Here is a 16,776-nt window from a genome sequence, read left to right as displayed (position 1 = left end):
CCGCCTCGTTACCCACCCGTGTCCGAAGAGCTCGGCGTTGTGGTCTGGCGAGCGGGAGTGCAATGTGAAATATTACTGCCGTGCTCACGAGAAACTCTTCGGACGTCATCGTCGTCGGCGCCGGTGCGGTCGGCGCGGCCTGCGCCTACTACGCCGCCGTCGCCGGTCTCCGGGTCACCGTGATCGACCGCGGTTCCGTCGCGGGCGGCACCACAGGGGCCGGCGAGGGCAACCTCCTCGTCTCCGACAAAGGGCCGGGCCCTGAGCTGGAACTCGCCTTGCTGTCCGCGCGGTTGTGGACCGAACTGGCCGGGTTGCTGCCGCCGCAGGTCGAGTATGAACCCAAAGGCGGTCTCGTCGTCGCCTCGGACGAGGCCGGGATGGCGGCACTGAGGCAGTTCGCGGCGCGGCAGCGGAAGGCGGGCGTCACCGCCGAGGAGTTCTCCGGTGGCGGACTCCACGACCTGGAGCCGCACCTTGCCCCCGGTCTGACGGGCGGCTTCCACTACCCCACAGACGCCCAGGTCATGCCCGCACTCGCCGCCGCGCACCTGTTGCGCGCCTGTGGCGACCGGGTGCGTCTGAGACCGGGGGAGGAGGTCACCGGACTCCTTCTCGGTGCCGGCCGCGAGGTGCGCGGAGTGCGTACGCCCAGGGGGGAGCTCCACGCCCCGTACGTGGTGAACGCCGCCGGGACCTGGGGCGGCGACTTCGCCCGCCTCGCGGGCATGGACCTTCCCGTGCGGCCCCGTCGGGGATTCGTCCTCGTCACCGAGCCGCTGCCGCGCGTCGTGCGCCACAAGGTGTACGCGGCCGACTATGTGGCGGACGTGGCGAGCGGGTCCGCCGCGCTGCAGACCTCGGCGGTGGTCGAGGGCACTGCGGCAGGACCGGTCCTGATCGGCGCCAGCCGTGAGCGGGTCGGCTTCGACCGGACGCTGTCGGTGGAAGCCTTGCGGCGCCTGGCGGCCGGGGCCACGGCGCTCTTCCCGGTACTGGCCGAGGTGCGGGCGATGCGTACATACGCCGGCTTCCGCCCGTATCTCCCGGATCACCTGCCCGCGATCGGCCCCGACCCGCGCGTCCCCGGCCTGCTGCACGCGTGCGGCCATGAGGGGGCGGGAATCGGACTCGCGCCGGCGACGGGTCTGATCGTCGCCGGGTGCCTGACCGATGGGGAACCACCCCTTGACATCAGCCCCTTCAGGCCCGAGCGGTTCACTCCGGCCGCGCCGAGTCCGCTTGCCGATGTCTGAATCCGTCCGACCGTTCATCCGCGCCCGTCGAGAAAGGAGGCCCGCAGTGGCCCGTACACCCGCCGAACTGGTCGGGGCGCAGCCGGATCCACCATTCGAGATCACCTTCGACGGCCGTCGCATCACCGCCCGGCCCGGGCAGTCTGTTGCCGCCGCACTGTGGGGCGCCGGCATTCTGGCCTGGCGTACCACACGAGGTGAAGGCCGCCCGCGAGGCGTGTTCTGCGGCATCGGCCAGTGCTTCGACTGCCTGGCCACCATCAACGCGCAGCCCAATCGCAGGGCCTGCCTGGTGCCCGCGCGTCCCGGGGACGTGATCACCACACAGGAGGGACACGGTCATGACCGCCTCAGAGTCTGAGCTGTACGACCTGGCGGTCGTCGGAGCCGGCTCCGCCGGCCTCGCCGGTGCCGTCACGGCCAGTGAACTCGGCCTCTCCGTAGCTTTGCTGGATGCCTCCGCCCAGACGGGCGGGCAGTTCTACCGGCATCCTGCGCCGGTGGTGGGCGCTGTCCGGCCCGAGGCTCTGCACCACGACTGGTCCGCCTACGCCGATCTGCGCCGACGGCTTGCGGAGAGCGATGTAAGGCACCTTCCCGGACATCACGTGTGGAGCGTGATGAAGGATGAGGAAGGGGGCGACGTCTGGGCGGTGCACGCCGTCACCGGGGCCGACGGCGACGGCGAGCGTCCCGTACGCGTGCAGGCCCGAGCGGTCCTGCTGGCAACCGGCGCGTACGAGCGTCAACTCCCCTTCCCGGGCTGGACATTGCCCGGTGTCGTCGGCGCCGGGGGAGCGCAGGCCATGCTCAAGTCCGGCCTGGTGCTGCCCGGCCGGCGGATCGTCGTGGCGGGAAGCGGCCCCTTGCTGCTCGCGGTCGCCTCCTCGCTGGCCGCGGCGGGCGCTAGGGTGCCGGTCGTCGTCGAGGCGTCCGGATATCTGCAGTACGCCAGGCATCCCCGGGCGCTCGTCACCAATCCGCAGAAGGCCGTCGAGGCGCTGGTCCACGGCACCGCGTTGCTGTGGCACCGGGTGCGGGTCCGGCCGCGCAGCGCGGTCACCGAGGTGCATGGCACCGACCGGGTGGAGGCGGTCACCGTCACTCGCCTCGATCGTGACTGGCGTCCCGTACAGGGGTCGGGACGCCGGATCGAGTGCGACGCGCTGGTCGTCGGGCACGGCCTGGTCCCCCAGATCGAACTGGCCACAGCGCTCGGCTGCGCCACCCGCCCACTGCCCGACGGCACCAGCGCCCTGGCTCTGGACGGCCTTCAGGAGACCACGGTGCGCGGTCTGTGGGCGGCAGGCGAGACCGGGGGAGTGGGAGGGGCTCAACTCGCGGGTGCGGAAGGGGAGCTGGCGGGAGTCGCCGCTGCCGCCCGGTTGCTGGGACGCCCTGCCCATGGCGGCCGGGTGCGGGAGCTCCAGCGCCGCCGGGACCGGATGCGCTCCTTCGCCGATGTGATGGCCGCCACCCACGCGCCCGGTTCTGGCTGGCCGTGCTGGCTCACGGACGACACCGACGTATGCCGCTGCGAGGAGGTCACCGCCGGGACGATCCGTGAGTCGGTCGAGGACCTGGGAGCGCGTGATGCACGCACCGTCAAGCTGTTCACCAGGGCTGGCATGGGCTGGTGCCAGGGGCGCATGTGCGGTCCGGCCGTGGCCTGCCTCGCGGCCCGAGACGGAGCTGCCGACCTCCCGGCCGAACGCCGTCCCTTCGCTGTCCCCCTTCCCCTCGCGGCGCTCGCGGCCCTCGACAGCCCGGTCGTGCATCAGCACGAGGGCCGGGCCGCCGAGACGGAAACCCAATCCGAGCCCGGCGCCCTCCCACCCGCCGACGGCTGACCGAGACACCCCTCGTGGGCACCCACCCCTAGTGATATGTCACATTCCATAGAGAGGTTCTGGCATGACCGCCACCACCTGGAACAGCAACCACCCCTGGCGCGGCATCATGGTCGCAACTGCCCTTCCCCTGCGGGCCGACCTGTCCGTCGACTACGACGCCTACGCCGACCACGTCCGCTGGCTGCTCGACAACGGCTGCGACGGCGTCGTGCCCAACGGCTCGCTCGGCGAGTACCAGACCCTCACCGACGAGGAGCGGGCCCGCGTCGTGCGCACCGCGGTCGAAGTGGCGGGCGGCGCACGGGTCATGCCCGGAGTCTCCGCTTACGGCAGCGCCGAAGCCCGGCGCTGGGCGGAGCAGGCGGCCGAGGAAGGCTGTGGCTCGGTGCTCCTGCTGCCCCCGAACGCCTACCGGGCCGACGAGTCGGCCGTGTGCGCCCACTACGCCGAGGTCGCCCGGGCCGGGGTGCCGGTCGTCGCGTACAACAACCCCATCGACACGAAGGTCGATCTCACCCCCGGCATGCTGGCCCGGCTGCACCAGGATGGCAGTATCGTCGCCGTGAAGGAGTTCACCGGTGACGTCCGCAGGGCGTACGAGATGGCCGAACTCGCTCCGGAACTGGATCTGCTGATCGGCGCCGACGACGTCCTGCTCGAGCTCGCCGTCGCCGGTGCCGTCGGATGGATCGCCGGATACCCCAACGCCTTCCCCGCCAGCTGCTCCACGCTGTACCACGCCGCCGTCGCAGGTGACCTGGCCACGGCCCTCCCGCTCTACAAGTCCCTGCACTCCTTGCTGCGCTGGGACTCCAAGACGGAGTTCGTTCAGTCCATCAAGCTGTCCATGGAGATCGTCGGGCGGCCCGGCGGGCCCACCCGCCCGCCGCGTTTCCCCCTCACCGGGGAGACCGAGGCGGGAGTGCGGGCCGCCACCGAGAAGGCTGCCGCCGACGGCCACCGCTGACCACTCCGCCCGCTAACCGAAAGGAAGCCCGTGCGTACGCGCCATGTCTTCCACGCAGTCGACTCACACACCGAGGGGATGCCCACGCGCGTCATCACTGGCGGCGTCGGTACGATCCCCGGCGCCACCATGGCCGAGCGGCGGCTCCACTTCATCGAGCACATGGATCATCTCCGGACGCTCCTGATGTACGAGCCGCGTGGCCACGCCGCCATGAGCGGCGCCATCCTCCAGCCGCCCACCCGCCCCGACGCCGACTACGGCGTCCTCTACATCGAGGTCTCCGGGCTGCTCCCGATGTGCGGACACGGCACGATCGGGGTCGCCACCGTCCTGGTCGAGACGGGCATGGTGCCGGTGACCGAACCGGTCACCACAGTCCGGCTCGACACCCCGGCGGGGCTCGTGACCGCCGAGGTCCAGGTGACGGACGGGGCGGCAAGGGCGGTCACGCTCACCAATGTGCCGGCCTTCTGTGCCGCTCTGGACAGCAAGATTTCCGTGCCCGGCTACGGCACGGTCACCTACGACCTCGCGTTCGGCGGGAACTTCTACGCCTTCGTCGAACTCGACGCGCTGGGGCTGCCGTTCGACCGTGCACGCAAGGACGACCTGCTGGCCGCCGGGCTCGCCATCATGGACGCGATCAACGCCTCGCCGCAGCGGCCCATGCACCCCGAGCGCCCGGAGATCGCCGGAGTCAAGCACGTGTACCTGGCAGCTCCCGGCTCCGACGCCCGCCATTCCCGGCACGCGATGGCCATCCATCCCGGCTGGTTCGACCGCTCCCCGTGCGGCACGGGCACCTCGGCCCGGATGGCCCAGCTGTACGCGCGCAGGCAGCTGCCACTGGGCCGCGACTTCGTCAACGAGTCCTTCATCGGAACCCGCTTCACCGGCCGCCTGATCGAGAAGACCACCGTCGGCACGGTGCCCGCCGTCGTGCCGACCGTCACCGGCCGCGCCTGGATCACCGGCACCGCCCAGTACTTCCTCGACCCGGACGACCCCTTCCCCGGAGGTTTCCTCCTGTGACCGCCACCGCATCCCTCATCACCTCACGCAATCCGGCCGACCCGTCCGACGTACTCCTTCAGATTCCGGCGCCCGGCGCCTTCGCGGCGGTCGAGACCATGGAGCGGGCCCGCGCCGCTCAGCCGGGCTGGCTGCTCGGCGGGGCGGCCGCCCGCTCGGCCGCCCTCGGCGCGGTCGCCGATGCCATCGATGCCGCAAGCGCCGAGCTCGCCGCACTCGCCGTCCGCGAGGTGGGCAAGCCCCTCACCGAGGCCCGGGCCGAAGTCGCGCGCACCGCCGCGATCTGGCGCTACTACGCCCAGGCTCCGTACGAGCCCGTCGGCGCGGTCCACGAGACCGCCGCGGGCCCCGGACTGCTGCTCTCCCGCCGCCGCCCGTACGGCGTGGCCGGGCTGATCACGCCCTGGAACTTCCCCTTCGCCATTCCGAGTTGGAAGTCCGCCCCGGCGCTCGCGGCGGGCAACGCGGTCGTCCTCAAGTCCGCACCCGAGGCCACCGCCTGTGCGCAGCGCCTGGCCGAGATCATCCAACAGGCCGTGCCCGCCGGGGTGTTCACCGTCCTGCCGGGCGGGGCGACGGAGGGCAACGCGCTCGTCTCCGCCGCCGACGTGGTCTCCTTCACCGGCTCGACCGCCGTCGGCCAGGCCGTCGCCCGCGCCGCCACGGCCCGTGGCGTTCCGGTCCAAGCCGAGATGGGCGGCCTGAACGCGGCTATCGTCCTCCCGGACGCCGACATCGAGCAGGCTGCCACCCACCTCGCCGCGTCCATCGCCGGGTACGCGGGCCAGAAGTGCACCGCCACCAGCCGCGTCATCGCGGTCGGCGCGGCTCTTGAGCCCCTGCGCGAAGCACTCGCCGAAGCGCTGCGGGCCGTGCCGGTGGGCGACCCGGCCGACGCGGCGACCGTGTGCGGGCCGCTCATCAACGAGCACGCCCGAGGCCAGGTCGGCGACGCCTGGCACGGCCTTTGCGCGCTGGCCGGCGGCACCGTGTCCGACAAGCCCGGCTGGTACGCGGCCCCGACCTTGGTCGAGAAGGTCCCGGTGGGTCACCGGCTGCTGCGCGAAGAGGTCTTCGGCCCCATCGCGGCCCTGCTGCCCGCCGACGATCTGGCCCACGCGGTGCGGATCACCAACTCCGTGCCGTACGGCCTGGTCACCTCCGTCCACACCGCCGATCTGAACACGGCGCTGTGCGGACTCGACCGGCTTGACACCGGAATGATCAGGATCAACGCACCGTCCACCGGCGTCGACTTCCACTTGCCGTTCGGCGGTGCCAAGGCATCCAGCCACGGGCCGCGCGAACAGGGCCGGGCGGCGCTGGAGTTCTACACCTCAAGCCGGACCTACACCCTGTCGGCCGCTGGGGCAACGTGACATTGTACGGTTGTGGTCCGGACCAGATCGAAGGGATCACCACCGCATGGGGCACCTGAAGCACCACGATCTCAACGCCACCCGGGAGCGGCTGCGCGACCAGGTGAGCAACGCCCTGCGAGCGGCTTTGATCTCCGGTGAGCTGCGGCCGGGCATGGTGTATTCGGCGCCCACGCTCGCCGAGGACTTCGGCATCTCCGCCACCCCCGTGCGCGAGGCGATGCTCGACCTGGCCCGTGAGGGCCTGGTCGAGCCCGTCCGGAACAAGGGCTTCAGGGTCACCGAGGTCAGCGAGCGCGACCTCGACCAGTACACGGAGATCCGCGCCCTGATCGAGATCCCCACGGTCGGCCGGGTCACCCGCAGCGCCGCGCGCGAGGAACTGGAGGCGCTGCGCCCGGTCGCCGAGGAGATCGTCCGGGCAGCCCGTGACCACGACCTGATCGGTTACCTGGAGGCCGACCGGCAGTTCCATCTGTCGCTCCTCGCGCTCTCAGGCAATGAGCGCCTCGTCGAGACCGTCGGCGACCTGCGCAAGCGCTCCCGACTGTACGGGCTCACCGCCCTGGACAAGCGTGGCGAGCTGATCCCCTCTGCCGAGGAGCACCTGGAGCTCCTCGACCTGATGCTCGCGGGCGAGGCCAAGAGGGCCGAGAAGTGCATGGCCAGGCACCTGGGGCATGTCCGCTCGCTGTGGGCCGGCAGCGGCGGCTCTTCCTCGGCCGGAACCAAGCGATCGGTGCGCGGCGCCGGAAAGCGCTCGGCTTGAGGCGCACGGGCCCCATAACGCGGTGCTATGCCCGAGTGAGAGCTCCTCGGAGCGGGGTCGGTGATGCACGCTCCCTATGCAATGTCACACACCACTCGGCGCTTGCGTGCTGTGAAAGGGACCCATGAACCCGGCGTACGCCACCACCGATCACTTCTTCACCGTCCCGCTGGACCACTCCCTTCCGACCGGCCCGACCATCCAGGTGTTCGCGCGCGAGGTCGTCGACCCGGCCCGCACCGGTGAACAACTGCCTTGCCTGCTCTATCTGCAGGGCGGTCCCGGCGGCAAGGCACCACGCCCTTCGGCAGGTTCGCCGGGGTGGCTGCCTCAGGCGCTGAAGACCCACCGGGTGTTGCTTCTCGACCAGCGCGGCACCGGCCGCTCCACCCCGATCACCGCCCGCACGGCCTCCCGGTTCGACTCCCCGGCCCGACTGGCCGCGCATCTGGCCTGCTTCCGCGCCGACGCCATCGTGGCCGACGCGGAACTGATACGCCGCCAACTGTGCGGCGACGCGCCCTGGGAGACGCTCGGCCAGAGCTACGGCGGCTTCATCACCCTCACCTACCTCTCCCAGGCCCCAGAAGGTCTGCGGGCCTGCTACGTCACCGGCGGCCTCCCCGGTCTCACCGCGACCGCCGACGACGTGTACGCCCGCACGTACCCCCGGGTGCGGGAGCGCGTCCTCGACTTCTACGCGCGCTACCCGGACGACGCCTCACGCCTCCGCAAGATCGCCGATCTCCTCGCGGCCGACGACATCCGACTGCCCGGCGGAGACCGCCTCACCACCCGCCGCCTGCGCACCCTCGGCCTCGCCCTCGGCATGGGTGAAGGCTTCGAACGGATCCACTGGCTGCTCGACGAATCCCTGGACATGGACGGCGAGTTGACGGACACCTTCCTCCACCAGGTCGAAGCCCTGACCTGCTTCACCGACAACCCGCTGTTCGCGGTCATGCAGGAGACCCTGTACGGGCAAGGAGCCGCCCCGAGCGCCTGGGCGGCGTCCCGCTCGCTCGCCGGCTTCCCCGAGTTTGCCGAGGACGCGGACCCTCTCCTCCTCACTGGCGAAATGATCTACCCCTGGATGTTTCAGGAGATCAAGGGCCTGCGCCCCTTCGCGGACGCCGCGGACCTCCTGGCCCAGCGCACCGACTGGCCCGCGCTCTACGATCCCCACGGCCTGGCCGCCAACCACGTCCCCCTCGCCGCGGTCGTCTACCACGACGACATGTACGTCGACGCGGACCTCTCCCTGCGCACGGCGCGCGAAGTCGGCGCCACCCGTGCCTGGGTCACCAACGAGTGGGAGCACGACGGCGTCACCGCCTCCGGCGGCCGCGTACTCGCCCGCCTGATGGACCTGGCCGCGGGCCGCGCCTAACCCGCCCATCCTCGCTTCGCCGCTTTTGCCCTGTCAGTCATCGCCCGCCTCCGACAGGAGTCCCATGTCTGTCCTGCCGACCTGTCTGCGTTCCGTCACCGTGGCTCTCGCCCTCGCCTCGTGCCTCACCGCCCCCGCCACGGCGAACGCGGCCGCCCCATCCCCTGCGCCCCAGTCAGCCGCTCCCGCCTCCGATTGCGCGCTCCCCGGAAGGACCGGCTGGACCGACGAAGGACACGACACCGACCGCGTCCAGTTCCAGCCCGCCACCGGAACCCGGCGCGTCCTGACGCTGTTCGTCGACTTCCCCGACGCCCAGGCCACCGACTCCACGGACGCGTACGCCGCTCAGCTCGCCCCGGCCGCCGACTGGATGCGCACAGCCAGCTACGGCCGCTCCCGACTCGCCATCACCTCACTGCACCGCTGGATCCGCATGCCGGCGGATTCGGACTCGTACGGCTTCGAACGCGGCCTCACCTTCGAGGCCCACGAGAGGTACGTACGCGACGCGATCGCGGCCGCCGACCCGTACGCGGACTTCTCCCCGCTACGACATGGTCTACACCGTCCCCACCAGGGCGGCGTCAGCGATCTCCTTCTCCCCGACCTACCTCCACGACCCCGCCTCGTCCGGCGTGACCGCCGACGGCACCCGTCTGAAGTGGGCCGTGACCTTCGGACAGGACCTCTGGCGCTGGGGCCACAAGGTCGTCGCCCACGAGACCGGCCACACCTTCGGCCTCCCGGACCTGTACTCCTTCACCGGCGCCACCCATCAGTACGTCGCCGGCTGGGACGTCATGGGCAACATCGCCGGCCACGCTCCCCAGTACCTGGGCTGGCACTCCTGGAAGCTGGCCTGGACCCGCGACGCTCAGGTCGCCTGCCTGGCCGCCCCCGGACGGCGCACCGTACGGCTGACCCCCGTGGAACGGCCCGGCGGTACCAAGATCGCCGTACTGCGCATCAGCGAGACGATGGCGTACGTCGCGGAGTCCCGCCGGGCCGAGGGCAACGACCGGCACGCGTGCTCAGCCGGTGTCCTCATCTACAAGGTCGACTCCGCGACCCCGACCGGCGAGGGGCCGGTCCGGCTTATGAACGGCAGCCGGTCCGCGACGCCGCGCACCGGCTGCACCGGACTCGACCTGGCGGCGTACGCACCGGGCCAGACCTTCACGGACCCGGACGGCGGCGTCCGTATCGACGTTCTCGCGGGCGGTAGAGCGGGCGATGTGGTGCGGCTCCGCATGTTCTAGGCCATGTGGTCGGGAGCCGATCCCGGTTCCGGTCTCCGGGCGTTCAAGAGCGCGCCCGGGAAACCGTCGGTTTCGTCTGCCAGCCGTTTCCTGTCCACCGCGCCTGCCTACTGCCCACCCAGGCGAGCACCACCACTTCTCCCGCAGCGGCCCCGGCTCATGCACCCGAACCCGAGCTGGGGCGGGTTGTCCACGAGTTCCGAGCTTCATGCCCTCTGAAGGCTTCGTCCCTCTCAGTCGAGGACGCGCCGTGGTGAAGGACTGCGGGTCGTCGAGACAGCGGCGCCAGTGGTCGACCAGGGCGAGATCGCGCCAGGCCACCCGGCGCATGCCATGTTCGCCGACCTCGACGATGTCCGCGCCGGAGCAGCGCGGTCAGCAGCGGGGAGTGGGTGGCGCAGATGACCTGGCCGCCGTGGATGCGGTCTGTGCCGAGGGCCATGGTCCCCCGATCGATGAGGGTCCTGGGTGTCCCGCGGCTGCCCGGGGGAGCGGCGCGAGGCTGCACCTAGCGCCCACGCCGCACGCAATGCACATCTGCAATCGGCACGAGGTGTGTGCAGCAGGTCGCTGACCTGCTGCTTCCTTCCACATGTTTTCGTTGCACGTCTTTCTTATGACGCATCATGTGGAGTGCGTGGCGATTCTGGAGTCGGTCGCGAAGGGGTCCTGACCTGGGGTTTTGTGCGTGCGCACTATGTGCGGTGTGGGCGTTACAGGCGATATCTTGACGCTGAAACGACGCTCGTGACGCTCATTTGACGCTCGTTCTGATGGGGTGTCAGGCGTGTTGTGTCGCTGGTCAGGCGATCTGTTGGCTAAGCCGGTTACGCAGAATCCCCGAGAGTTTCGTGGTGCCAAGCGGTCATGCTCAGCCACATGTGTGGAGCGCCCAGCAGGTTCTTCGTCTCTCAACTACGGGATGGCGGTACCGCACCGCAAACGCCCGGACGGGCCCTGCTCCAGGGCTGAGGAGGACGACAACGCTGAGCACCACAAGGCCTGTTCTCGGGAGGGTGTGGAACTCCGCCGTCGTACCGCCACCGGCCCGCGAGGGCGGGGCCGGTGGAGCACCGGAGCGGTGAACGCCTTCGGGCGGTGCCGCGAGGGCACCGCCCGGAGGGGGAGCGTCACTTCTTCACGTCAGCAGGACCCGGGACAGCCGCCCCGCCGGGGCGGGTTCCACCAGCCGCCGGCGTTGTACGGGGTCTGCTCGCCTGCCGCCACGACGTAACTGGTGGACCGGCCCGAGGAGTTGACGGCGTTGACGTACGAGCCCAGGCTCTCGTCGCCGAGGTCGGTCGTACGCAGCCGGCTTCCGCGGCCCGGCTCCCACATCACCGCGGTGAACGGGAACGCGGACGAAGTGGGGAAGGCGCGGATGCCGACGATCTGGTTGCGGTCGTTGACCTCGAACGCCACCCGACCGGGAAGCTCGACGGGAAGCGCGTCCGCGCTCGGCCAGTAGACGGCGGTGGGCGCCGCGCCGGGCGCGTTCGTCCGCCAGCCGACGATCATCCCTTTCTCGTTGCGGTCGGTGGCGAACGCGTCGGTGGTACCGCCGGAGGAGAGCGTGTGCGGGACGAGGGTGCCGGGCTCCCACACCGTCGCCGTGTGTTGCCAGGCCTGCTCGCTGACCGGGGACACCAGTCCCCCGGCCACCCCGCCGCGCTCGTTGAGCGTGCGCGCGATCGGCACGGGTCCGGTGCCTGACGGACCGGTCGTCGGGAGCGCGGTGTACGTACGCGCGGCCGGGTCCCACAGGTACGAGCCCACCGGGAGGCCCACGCCCGTGGAGTCCGTGCCGACGACGAGCACCGTGCCCGCGTCGTTGATGTCCGCGGCCTGGCCACCGGCGGCGCCGGGCGGCAGCGGAAGGACCTCCAGCCCGGTGCGTGGCCGCCAGACGAAGGGCTCCGGCAGCCCGGCACCCGGTACGGACCCGAGTGTGCCGGCCACCACACCAAACCGGTTGACCGCCTCGGCCCGCGTGCTGCGCGCCTCCGACGGCGTGATGTCGGTGAGCCGGCCGCCGTCGACGCCGGGGTTCATGACGAAGGCGTGGGTCGCCTGGGTGCCCGGGACCGCACTGGCGCCCACGACGACGCCACGGTCGTTGATGTCGGTGGCCTCGCTCTGCGTGCCGGCCCCGGCGAGCGAGCCGACGCCGTGGAACCGGACGCCGGTCCCGGCCCGCGTGCCGTCGGCATCGGAAGCCGTGCCGCCGGCGTCGGACGCCGTGAAGCCGATCGGCCGGACGCCCCGGCGCCGGGGTCCGTGGGCGACCCCCGCACCACCCCCGACCCCACGTGGGTCTCGTACCTGCCCACGACGAATCCCGCAGGCCCAGCAGCCATCCCAGGCGGCCGGGTGAGGTGTCGGCCATCCAGAAGTGGTGAGGGCATCGCGGCGAGAGCGGTGTCGCCAAGCAGACCATCTACCGCTGGTGGAACTCCAAGACCGACGTCCTCGTGGACGCTTTCCTGCAGGACATGGCCGAGGAGCTGATCCCGCCCGATCACGGCGACATCACCCTCGATCTACGTGCCTATCTGCGTCAACTGGCTCATTTCCTCAGCGAGTCCGACTCCGGAGCCGTCTTCGAGGCCCTGATCGCACAGGCGCAGCACGATCCGGTGTTCGCCGCGGACTTCCGGGCCAGGTACCTCGACGAGCAGCGTCGCCGCGACCGCCTGCCTCTGAAACGCGCCGCGCGGCGGGGCCAGTTGCCCGCCGACCTCGACATGGCGGCCGAGGCCGACCAACTCGTCGGCCCCCTCTACTACCGTGTGCTGGTAACGGACGAGCCGCTCGGCCAGGACTTCACCAACCGACTTGTCGACGCTTTCCTCCGCCGCATGCGCTGACGACACCCGTCGGCGCCCGAACCCCGAACTTCACACGCTCTGGATGCGGATCGTGAACGGTGGCCGTCAGCGCTGCTGTCGCAGGGCGCGCAGCCCCTCGATGAGCAGGCGCAGGCCGAACTCGAAGTGGGCGGTGAAGTCCGTGCTGGTGAGCACGGGCAGGGTGGTCGTGAGGTGCGGGTACGACCCGGCCGCCACGGCGTCAACCAGGCGACCCGGGTCTGCGGGGGCCTCTGCACCCGGTTCCAGAGCGGCTTGCTCTTCCAGGGTGTGGCCGACGGTGAAATTGGCCACCGCCATCAGGGCGCGCGCCGCGTCCGCATCGTCGAAGCCGGCCTCACGCAGGACGCCGATCACGGTGTCGGCTAAGTGCAGGGTGTGCGCCCCGGTCGAGTGCGTGCCGGCGAAGACGCGGGCGCCGTCGCGGTGGGCGAGCAGCGCTGTACGCATCGCTCTGGCCAGGCCGGCACGAATCACGACGAACACGCGGACCTGCACGGCGTGACCGAAGTGCTCGTCCGCCCCGACGGGCACATCGCCTGGGCCACACGCGCCACCGATGCCGACGTCCGCAGTTCAGAGCGGACCGCCGCACTGGCCGCATGGGCAGGCGCACCCGCGGGAGGCGACGCCTCATGACCGTGACCCGCCTCAACCCCCGTCCGTGAACTGCCCGTCCGACCGGATCAGCCAGATCGTCAGCGTCGAGGACACCCGGCTCGTGCATCTGTCCGGGCAAGTAGCGTGGGATGGAGACGGGCGACCCGTAGGACCGGACGACCATGGCGCGCAGGCGGCACAGATCGTCCGCAACCTCGACACCGTGCTGGCAGCGGAACTCCCGCAGGTACTCCAGTGGAACCCCTTGTGACCAGCCCGGGACGGTCGCCGACTCGGGCCACTGTGTGTTCAGCAGCCGCTTTCGCAGATCGTCCAGGTCCACCTCGGGACAGCAACCGCCACGGCCTGACCGTGTCATGCCCGGCGCCGCGTCCTGAATCGAGACTGGAGTGAGGCATGTTGCATTCCTTTCGGGGCTCTTGTTTTCGCGGCTCGTCCTTGAAGGCCCGTCCACCACTTCGGTGGCCCGAACCGAAGTCGCCGGGCTCTACGGACGACTCGCCGCGGGGCATGAACACGCGGACAGCCGCGAGACGGGTCAGTCGTGCGAGCGGTGCCCGGGACTGATCACGGTCCCGATTCCGTGGCGGCGTTCGCCGAGGACCCGCTCACAGTTGGCGGCCTCCGCGGCCGGGCTGAATGCCTGCTGGGCCTGCGCTGCCGAGTGGTGGGACAACGCCGCCGCGGTATCGGCGGCCACGAGGTCGGCGTTGATCGCCACCGCGGCCTGCACTCCGGACGCCGCGGCCACCGCGACGCCGGCCATGAGGTCGGTGACATTGCCCGCCACCCACACGCCCGCGACCCCGGTGAACCCGCTCGCGTCGGACTCCACATAACTGCCCACGCCCAAGGGGTGTTCCACGGTCGTCAGGCCAAGCCCCGAAAGCATCTCACCGCGCGCCTCGAACCGCGGCCCCACAGCCAGAGCCCGCACCGGCACACACGTACCCGAAGCCAGCCGTACACCGCAGAGGCGGTCGTCGTCGACATCGAGACCGACCACCTCGCCGTCAATCACGGCGATACCGCGGGCGGCCAGCTGCTCCCACTGTTCCTCGGTCAGTTCGCCCGCAGTGTGCAGGAACACGGTCACATCCGGCGACCACTGCCGGAACAACAGCGCCTGGTGCACCGCCCCCGGACCGGTCGCCAGCACACCGATCGGCGCGTCGCGCACCTCCCAGCCATGGCAGTACGGGCAGTGCAGCACGTCACGGCCCCACCGCTCACGCACGCCAGGAACGTCGGGAAGCTCGTCGACCAGCCCCGTGGTCACCAGCAGACGCCGCGCTCCATGGCTCTCGCCGCCCTCGGTGTCCACGACGAAGCGCTCGCCGGTGCGACGGGCGCTGGTCACCAGGTCCGCCACGATCCGCCCGCCATAACCAGTGACCTCGTCCTTGCCCGCCCGCAACAGCTCGCCCGGCGCGAGGCCGTCGCGGGACAGGAACCCGTGAACCCCGGCAGCGGGAGCGTTGCGCGGCTCCCCGGAGTCGACCACCAGCACCGAACGCCGGGCCCGAGTCAGAGTCAGCGCAGCCGACAGACCAGCCACACCACCCCCGACCACGACAACATCGAGATCAGCGAGGTTTCGCTTGTTCGTCTCAGTCATGCCGCCACCCTGCGGCTCGCACAACGGGATGGCAATGTCCCTTGCTGTTTCGGCAAGTATGGGGTGGCGTCAGCCGGCGCCACTGCGGGTCAGGCGGCGCTCACCGGGACAGTGACAGCCCCGCCGACCGGTCTGCCCCGCACAGGGCGCCTTACGGTCCGACGACCGGATGTCTGGGCCCGTCGCTGTTCGGGGCCCGGGCAGTTCCGATCGTCGCCGTATGCCGAGTGGACGCGCTCCGTGCTGACGCCGGTTACGATGCAAGAAGGGCAGGTCACCGACCTCAGCACGCCGAACGGGTCCCCAAAGACACCTGCCAAGCCTCACTCAGAGAGGCATACCAAATGGCACATGACCAGATCCCAGGTATAGATCCAACTGCGACTCCGAGCGGAGACGGCTGCGTGGAGTGCCTGGCGGGCGACGGTCCGGGATGGTGGTTGCACCTGCGGCGCTGCGCCGCGTGCGGGCACATCGGATGCTGCGATTCCTCACCCTCGCAGCACGGTACGAAGCATGCGCGCGAGGCGGGACATCCCTTCCTGACCAGCTTCGAGCCGGAAGAGAGCTGGTTCTGGAACATCGAGACCGAGCAGTACTACGACGGCCCGCAGCTGCTCCCACCCGTCTCGCACCCGGTCTCCCAGCCGACCCCGGGCCCGCGGGGCAAGGTGCCCGCGGACTGGCAGCAGCACGTGCACTGACGTTGCTGTTGTTGCTGTTGAGGTTCACTCGGCCTGCCGTCGCTTGTTCGGAATCCGCTCGTGGGGAATCCGCTCGTTCGGAATCAGCGACGCGGGACCGGCAGTTGTGGATCTGTGATCCCGTCCGGAGAGGCGAAAGCGGCGATGTCCCAGCCGGCGCGTCGGGATCCGGCCTGGTACGCGCTCTCATAGAAGTCGAGTACGGCGGAACGAGGATCGTTTTCGGCGCGGGCCGCGTCGTAGGGCAGCACGGCCAGGTGGGTGTCATTGCGTGAAACCCAGTGTGCTGCAGCGGGCTTGAGCGGCTCCCCGGTCAGTTCCGCAGGTTCGGGGGCGGTGTAGGAGTAGAAAGCGGGCTCGGCGAACGTATCGTCACCGAACCAGAATCCGAAGCTGATCAGCTCTCGGGAGTATGCCTCCCGCGTTACCGGATCGACCTGCGGCGACTGGTCGATGTGACGCCCTGAGAACCGGCTGTGGGCAATGTCGAAGGTGTGCCAGAAATGGTGTACGGGGCTGGCTTTTCCCGAAAAGCCGGCTGCGAATTCCTCCAGCACCAACGCCACCTGGCTGAGGACCTGCCAGTAGCGGTTGGCCAGCACAGGATCGTAGGCCGCATGCTCGGTGTCCTCGGCGAACGGCCGGTCGGCATCGGGCAGGTCGTACGGCCTGGGAATGGCGATGCGCGCGAGGACGCCCACTTGGGCCAGAGCGTCAAGGGTGTTGCTGTGGAAGGACGCCACGGACTGGCCCTCAAGCGGGAGGGACGCTCGGCCGTCCAAGGTCGCGACGACCAGTTGATGGTCGACGAAGTCGAAGTCGACAGTGAAGACCGGATTTCCGTCGACCTGTCCCATCGGACGTGTGGTGATGCCGCGTCCGGTGAGATGGAACGGAACGTTCCACCAGTGGTTGCGCCGGGCACTCGCGGCGAGGCGGATCTTGCCGACGACTTGCGCGAATCGGTGCAGTGTTTCTTTGGTGTCCTGCCACTCCGCGAGCGGTATCGGCGGGAACAGCTCCATCGCGTTCCCCTTCCTGCCCCGCGCCCCTGC

Annotated in this window: 16 protein-coding genes and 2 pseudogenes; 13 read left to right on the top strand and 5 right to left on the bottom strand. The window is 70.4% G+C overall.

The features are described 5' to 3' along the window. Positions 1-80: 80 nt before the first annotated feature. The 9 genes from QFZ67_RS09115 to QFZ67_RS09075 all read left to right on the top strand — a co-directional run bounded on the left by QFZ67_RS09115 (position 81) and on the right by QFZ67_RS09075 (position 9,911). Positions 81-1,256 carry an FAD-binding oxidoreductase gene (locus QFZ67_RS09115; protein ID WP_307660595.1) on the top strand — a complete coding sequence of 392 codons (1,176 nt, stop codon included), beginning with the start codon at positions 81-83 and terminating at the stop codon, positions 1,254-1,256. Positions 1,257-1,302: 46 nt separating this feature from the next. Beyond that, the gene (locus QFZ67_RS09110) at positions 1,303-1,617 is read left to right on the top strand and encodes a (2Fe-2S)-binding protein (protein WP_307660594.1); all 315 of its coding nucleotides are present in this window, start codon (positions 1,303-1,305) and stop codon (positions 1,615-1,617) included. Beyond that, on the top strand, positions 1,598-3,106 hold the full coding sequence (locus tag QFZ67_RS09105; RefSeq protein ID WP_307660593.1) for an NAD(P)/FAD-dependent oxidoreductase: 1,509 nt from the start codon (positions 1,598-1,600) through the stop codon (positions 3,104-3,106). Before QFZ67_RS09110 ends, QFZ67_RS09105 begins: the two co-directional genes overlap by 20 nt. 64 nt (positions 3,107-3,170) lie before the next feature. Continuing rightward, positions 3,171-4,076: a dihydrodipicolinate synthase family protein gene (locus QFZ67_RS09100; RefSeq protein ID WP_307660592.1), complete on the top strand. Its 906-nt coding sequence runs from the start codon at positions 3,171-3,173 to the stop codon at positions 4,074-4,076. Positions 4,077-4,106: 30 nt separating this feature from the next. Further along, positions 4,107-5,111, top strand: coding sequence for a proline racemase family protein (locus tag QFZ67_RS09095; RefSeq protein ID WP_307660591.1), 1,005 nt, complete (start codon positions 4,107-4,109; stop codon positions 5,109-5,111). Continuing rightward, positions 5,108-6,490: an aldehyde dehydrogenase gene (locus QFZ67_RS09090; protein ID WP_307660590.1), complete on the top strand. Its 1,383-nt coding sequence runs from the start codon at positions 5,108-5,110 to the stop codon at positions 6,488-6,490. Before QFZ67_RS09095 ends, QFZ67_RS09090 begins: the two co-directional genes overlap by 4 nt. A 46-nt stretch (positions 6,491-6,536) precedes the next feature. Next, on the top strand, positions 6,537-7,259 hold the full coding sequence (locus QFZ67_RS09085) for a GntR family transcriptional regulator (RefSeq protein WP_307660589.1): 723 nt from the start codon (positions 6,537-6,539) through the stop codon (positions 7,257-7,259). 124 nt (positions 7,260-7,383) lie between these two features. Beyond that, entirely contained in the window at positions 7,384-8,649 is a 1,266-nt protein-coding gene (locus QFZ67_RS09080; RefSeq protein WP_307660588.1) for an alpha/beta fold hydrolase, read from the top strand. A gap of 557 nt (positions 8,650-9,206) precedes the next feature. Further along, entirely contained in the window at positions 9,207-9,911 is a 705-nt protein-coding gene (locus tag QFZ67_RS09075) for a hypothetical protein (protein WP_307660587.1), read from the top strand. A gap of 255 nt (positions 9,912-10,166) precedes the next feature. Here QFZ67_RS09075 and QFZ67_RS09070 read toward each other — a convergent pair. Together QFZ67_RS09070 and QFZ67_RS09065 are read right to left on the bottom strand one after the other, a co-directional pair. Then, positions 10,167-10,326 (bottom strand): annotated as a pseudogene (locus QFZ67_RS09070) (ABC transporter); the annotation flags it as partial. 728 nt (positions 10,327-11,054) lie between these two features. Continuing rightward, a complete protein-coding gene (locus QFZ67_RS09065; RefSeq protein ID WP_307660586.1) occupies positions 11,055-12,011 on the bottom strand; it encodes a hypothetical protein in 957 nt (318 codons plus the stop codon). 371 nt (positions 12,012-12,382) lie between these two features. On the opposite strand from QFZ67_RS09065, the gene QFZ67_RS09060 reads away from it, so the two are divergent. Then, positions 12,383-12,778, top strand: coding sequence for a TetR-like C-terminal domain-containing protein (locus QFZ67_RS09060; protein WP_307660585.1), 396 nt, complete (start codon positions 12,383-12,385; stop codon positions 12,776-12,778). A 66-nt stretch (positions 12,779-12,844) separates the two neighbouring features. Here the strand turns inward: QFZ67_RS09060 and QFZ67_RS09055 are convergent. After that, a pseudogene (locus QFZ67_RS09055) lies at positions 12,845-13,246 on the bottom strand (TetR/AcrR family transcriptional regulator C-terminal domain-containing protein); the annotation flags it as partial. Here QFZ67_RS09055 and QFZ67_RS39075 point away from each other — a divergent pair. Together QFZ67_RS39075 and QFZ67_RS09050 are read left to right on the top strand one after the other, a co-directional pair. Next, entirely contained in the window at positions 13,148-13,417 is a 270-nt protein-coding gene (locus QFZ67_RS39075) for a hypothetical protein (protein ID WP_373429971.1), read from the top strand. The pseudogene QFZ67_RS09055 and the gene QFZ67_RS39075 overlap by 99 nt on opposite strands. A 25-nt stretch (positions 13,418-13,442) precedes the next feature. Beyond that, positions 13,443-13,649, top strand: a complete 207-nt coding sequence (locus QFZ67_RS09050; RefSeq protein ID WP_307660584.1) for a RidA family protein — start codon at positions 13,443-13,445, stop codon at positions 13,647-13,649. Positions 13,650-13,937: 288 nt separating this feature from the next. Here the strand turns inward: QFZ67_RS09050 and QFZ67_RS09045 are convergent, their stop codons facing one another. Next, positions 13,938-15,017 carry an NAD(P)/FAD-dependent oxidoreductase gene (locus QFZ67_RS09045; RefSeq protein ID WP_307660583.1) on the bottom strand — a complete coding sequence of 360 codons (1,080 nt, stop codon included), beginning with the start codon at positions 15,015-15,017 and terminating at the stop codon, positions 13,938-13,940. Positions 15,018-15,361: 344 nt separating this feature from the next. On the opposite strand from QFZ67_RS09045, the gene QFZ67_RS09040 reads away from it, so the two are divergent. Then, positions 15,362-15,721: a UBP-type zinc finger domain-containing protein gene (locus QFZ67_RS09040; RefSeq protein ID WP_307660582.1), complete on the top strand. Its 360-nt coding sequence runs from the start codon at positions 15,362-15,364 to the stop codon at positions 15,719-15,721. A gap of 83 nt (positions 15,722-15,804) precedes the next feature. On the opposite strand, the gene QFZ67_RS09035 is transcribed toward QFZ67_RS09040, so the two are convergent. After that, complete coding sequence (locus tag QFZ67_RS09035; RefSeq protein WP_307660581.1) at positions 15,805-16,746, bottom strand: DUF5996 family protein; 942 nt, start codon at positions 16,744-16,746, stop codon at positions 15,805-15,807. Positions 16,747-16,776 lie beyond the last annotated feature (30 nt).

This window comes from Streptomyces sp. V1I1 (assembly GCF_030817355.1).
Classification (GTDB): Bacteria; Actinomycetota; Actinomycetes; order Streptomycetales; family Streptomycetaceae; genus Streptomyces.
Note: the sequence above shows the minus strand (reverse complement) of the source record. Positions and strands in the feature narration are given on the sequence as shown.

Excerpts from the sequence above, each read along its gene's own strand:
- QFZ67_RS09105 (WP_307660593.1), top strand. The coding sequence starts at position 1,598 with ATGACCGCCTCAGAGTCTGAGCTGTACGACCTGGCGGTCGTCGGAGCC.
- QFZ67_RS09035 (WP_307660581.1), bottom strand. The coding sequence starts at position 16,746 with ATGGAGCTGTTCCCGCCGATACCGCTCGCGGAGTGGCAGGACACCAAA.
- QFZ67_RS09075 (WP_307660587.1), top strand. The coding sequence starts at position 9,207 with ATGGTCTACACCGTCCCCACCAGGGCGGCGTCAGCGATCTCCTTCTCC.
- QFZ67_RS09085 (WP_307660589.1), top strand. The coding sequence starts at position 6,537 with ATGGGGCACCTGAAGCACCACGATCTCAACGCCACCCGGGAGCGGCTG.
- QFZ67_RS09045 (WP_307660583.1), bottom strand. The coding sequence starts at position 15,017 with ATGACTGAGACGAACAAGCGAAACCTCGCTGATCTCGATGTTGTCGTG.
- QFZ67_RS09040 (WP_307660582.1), top strand. The coding sequence starts at position 15,362 with ATGGCACATGACCAGATCCCAGGTATAGATCCAACTGCGACTCCGAGC.
- QFZ67_RS09080 (WP_307660588.1), top strand. The coding sequence starts at position 7,384 with ATGAACCCGGCGTACGCCACCACCGATCACTTCTTCACCGTCCCGCTG.
- QFZ67_RS09100 (WP_307660592.1), top strand. The coding sequence starts at position 3,171 with ATGACCGCCACCACCTGGAACAGCAACCACCCCTGGCGCGGCATCATG.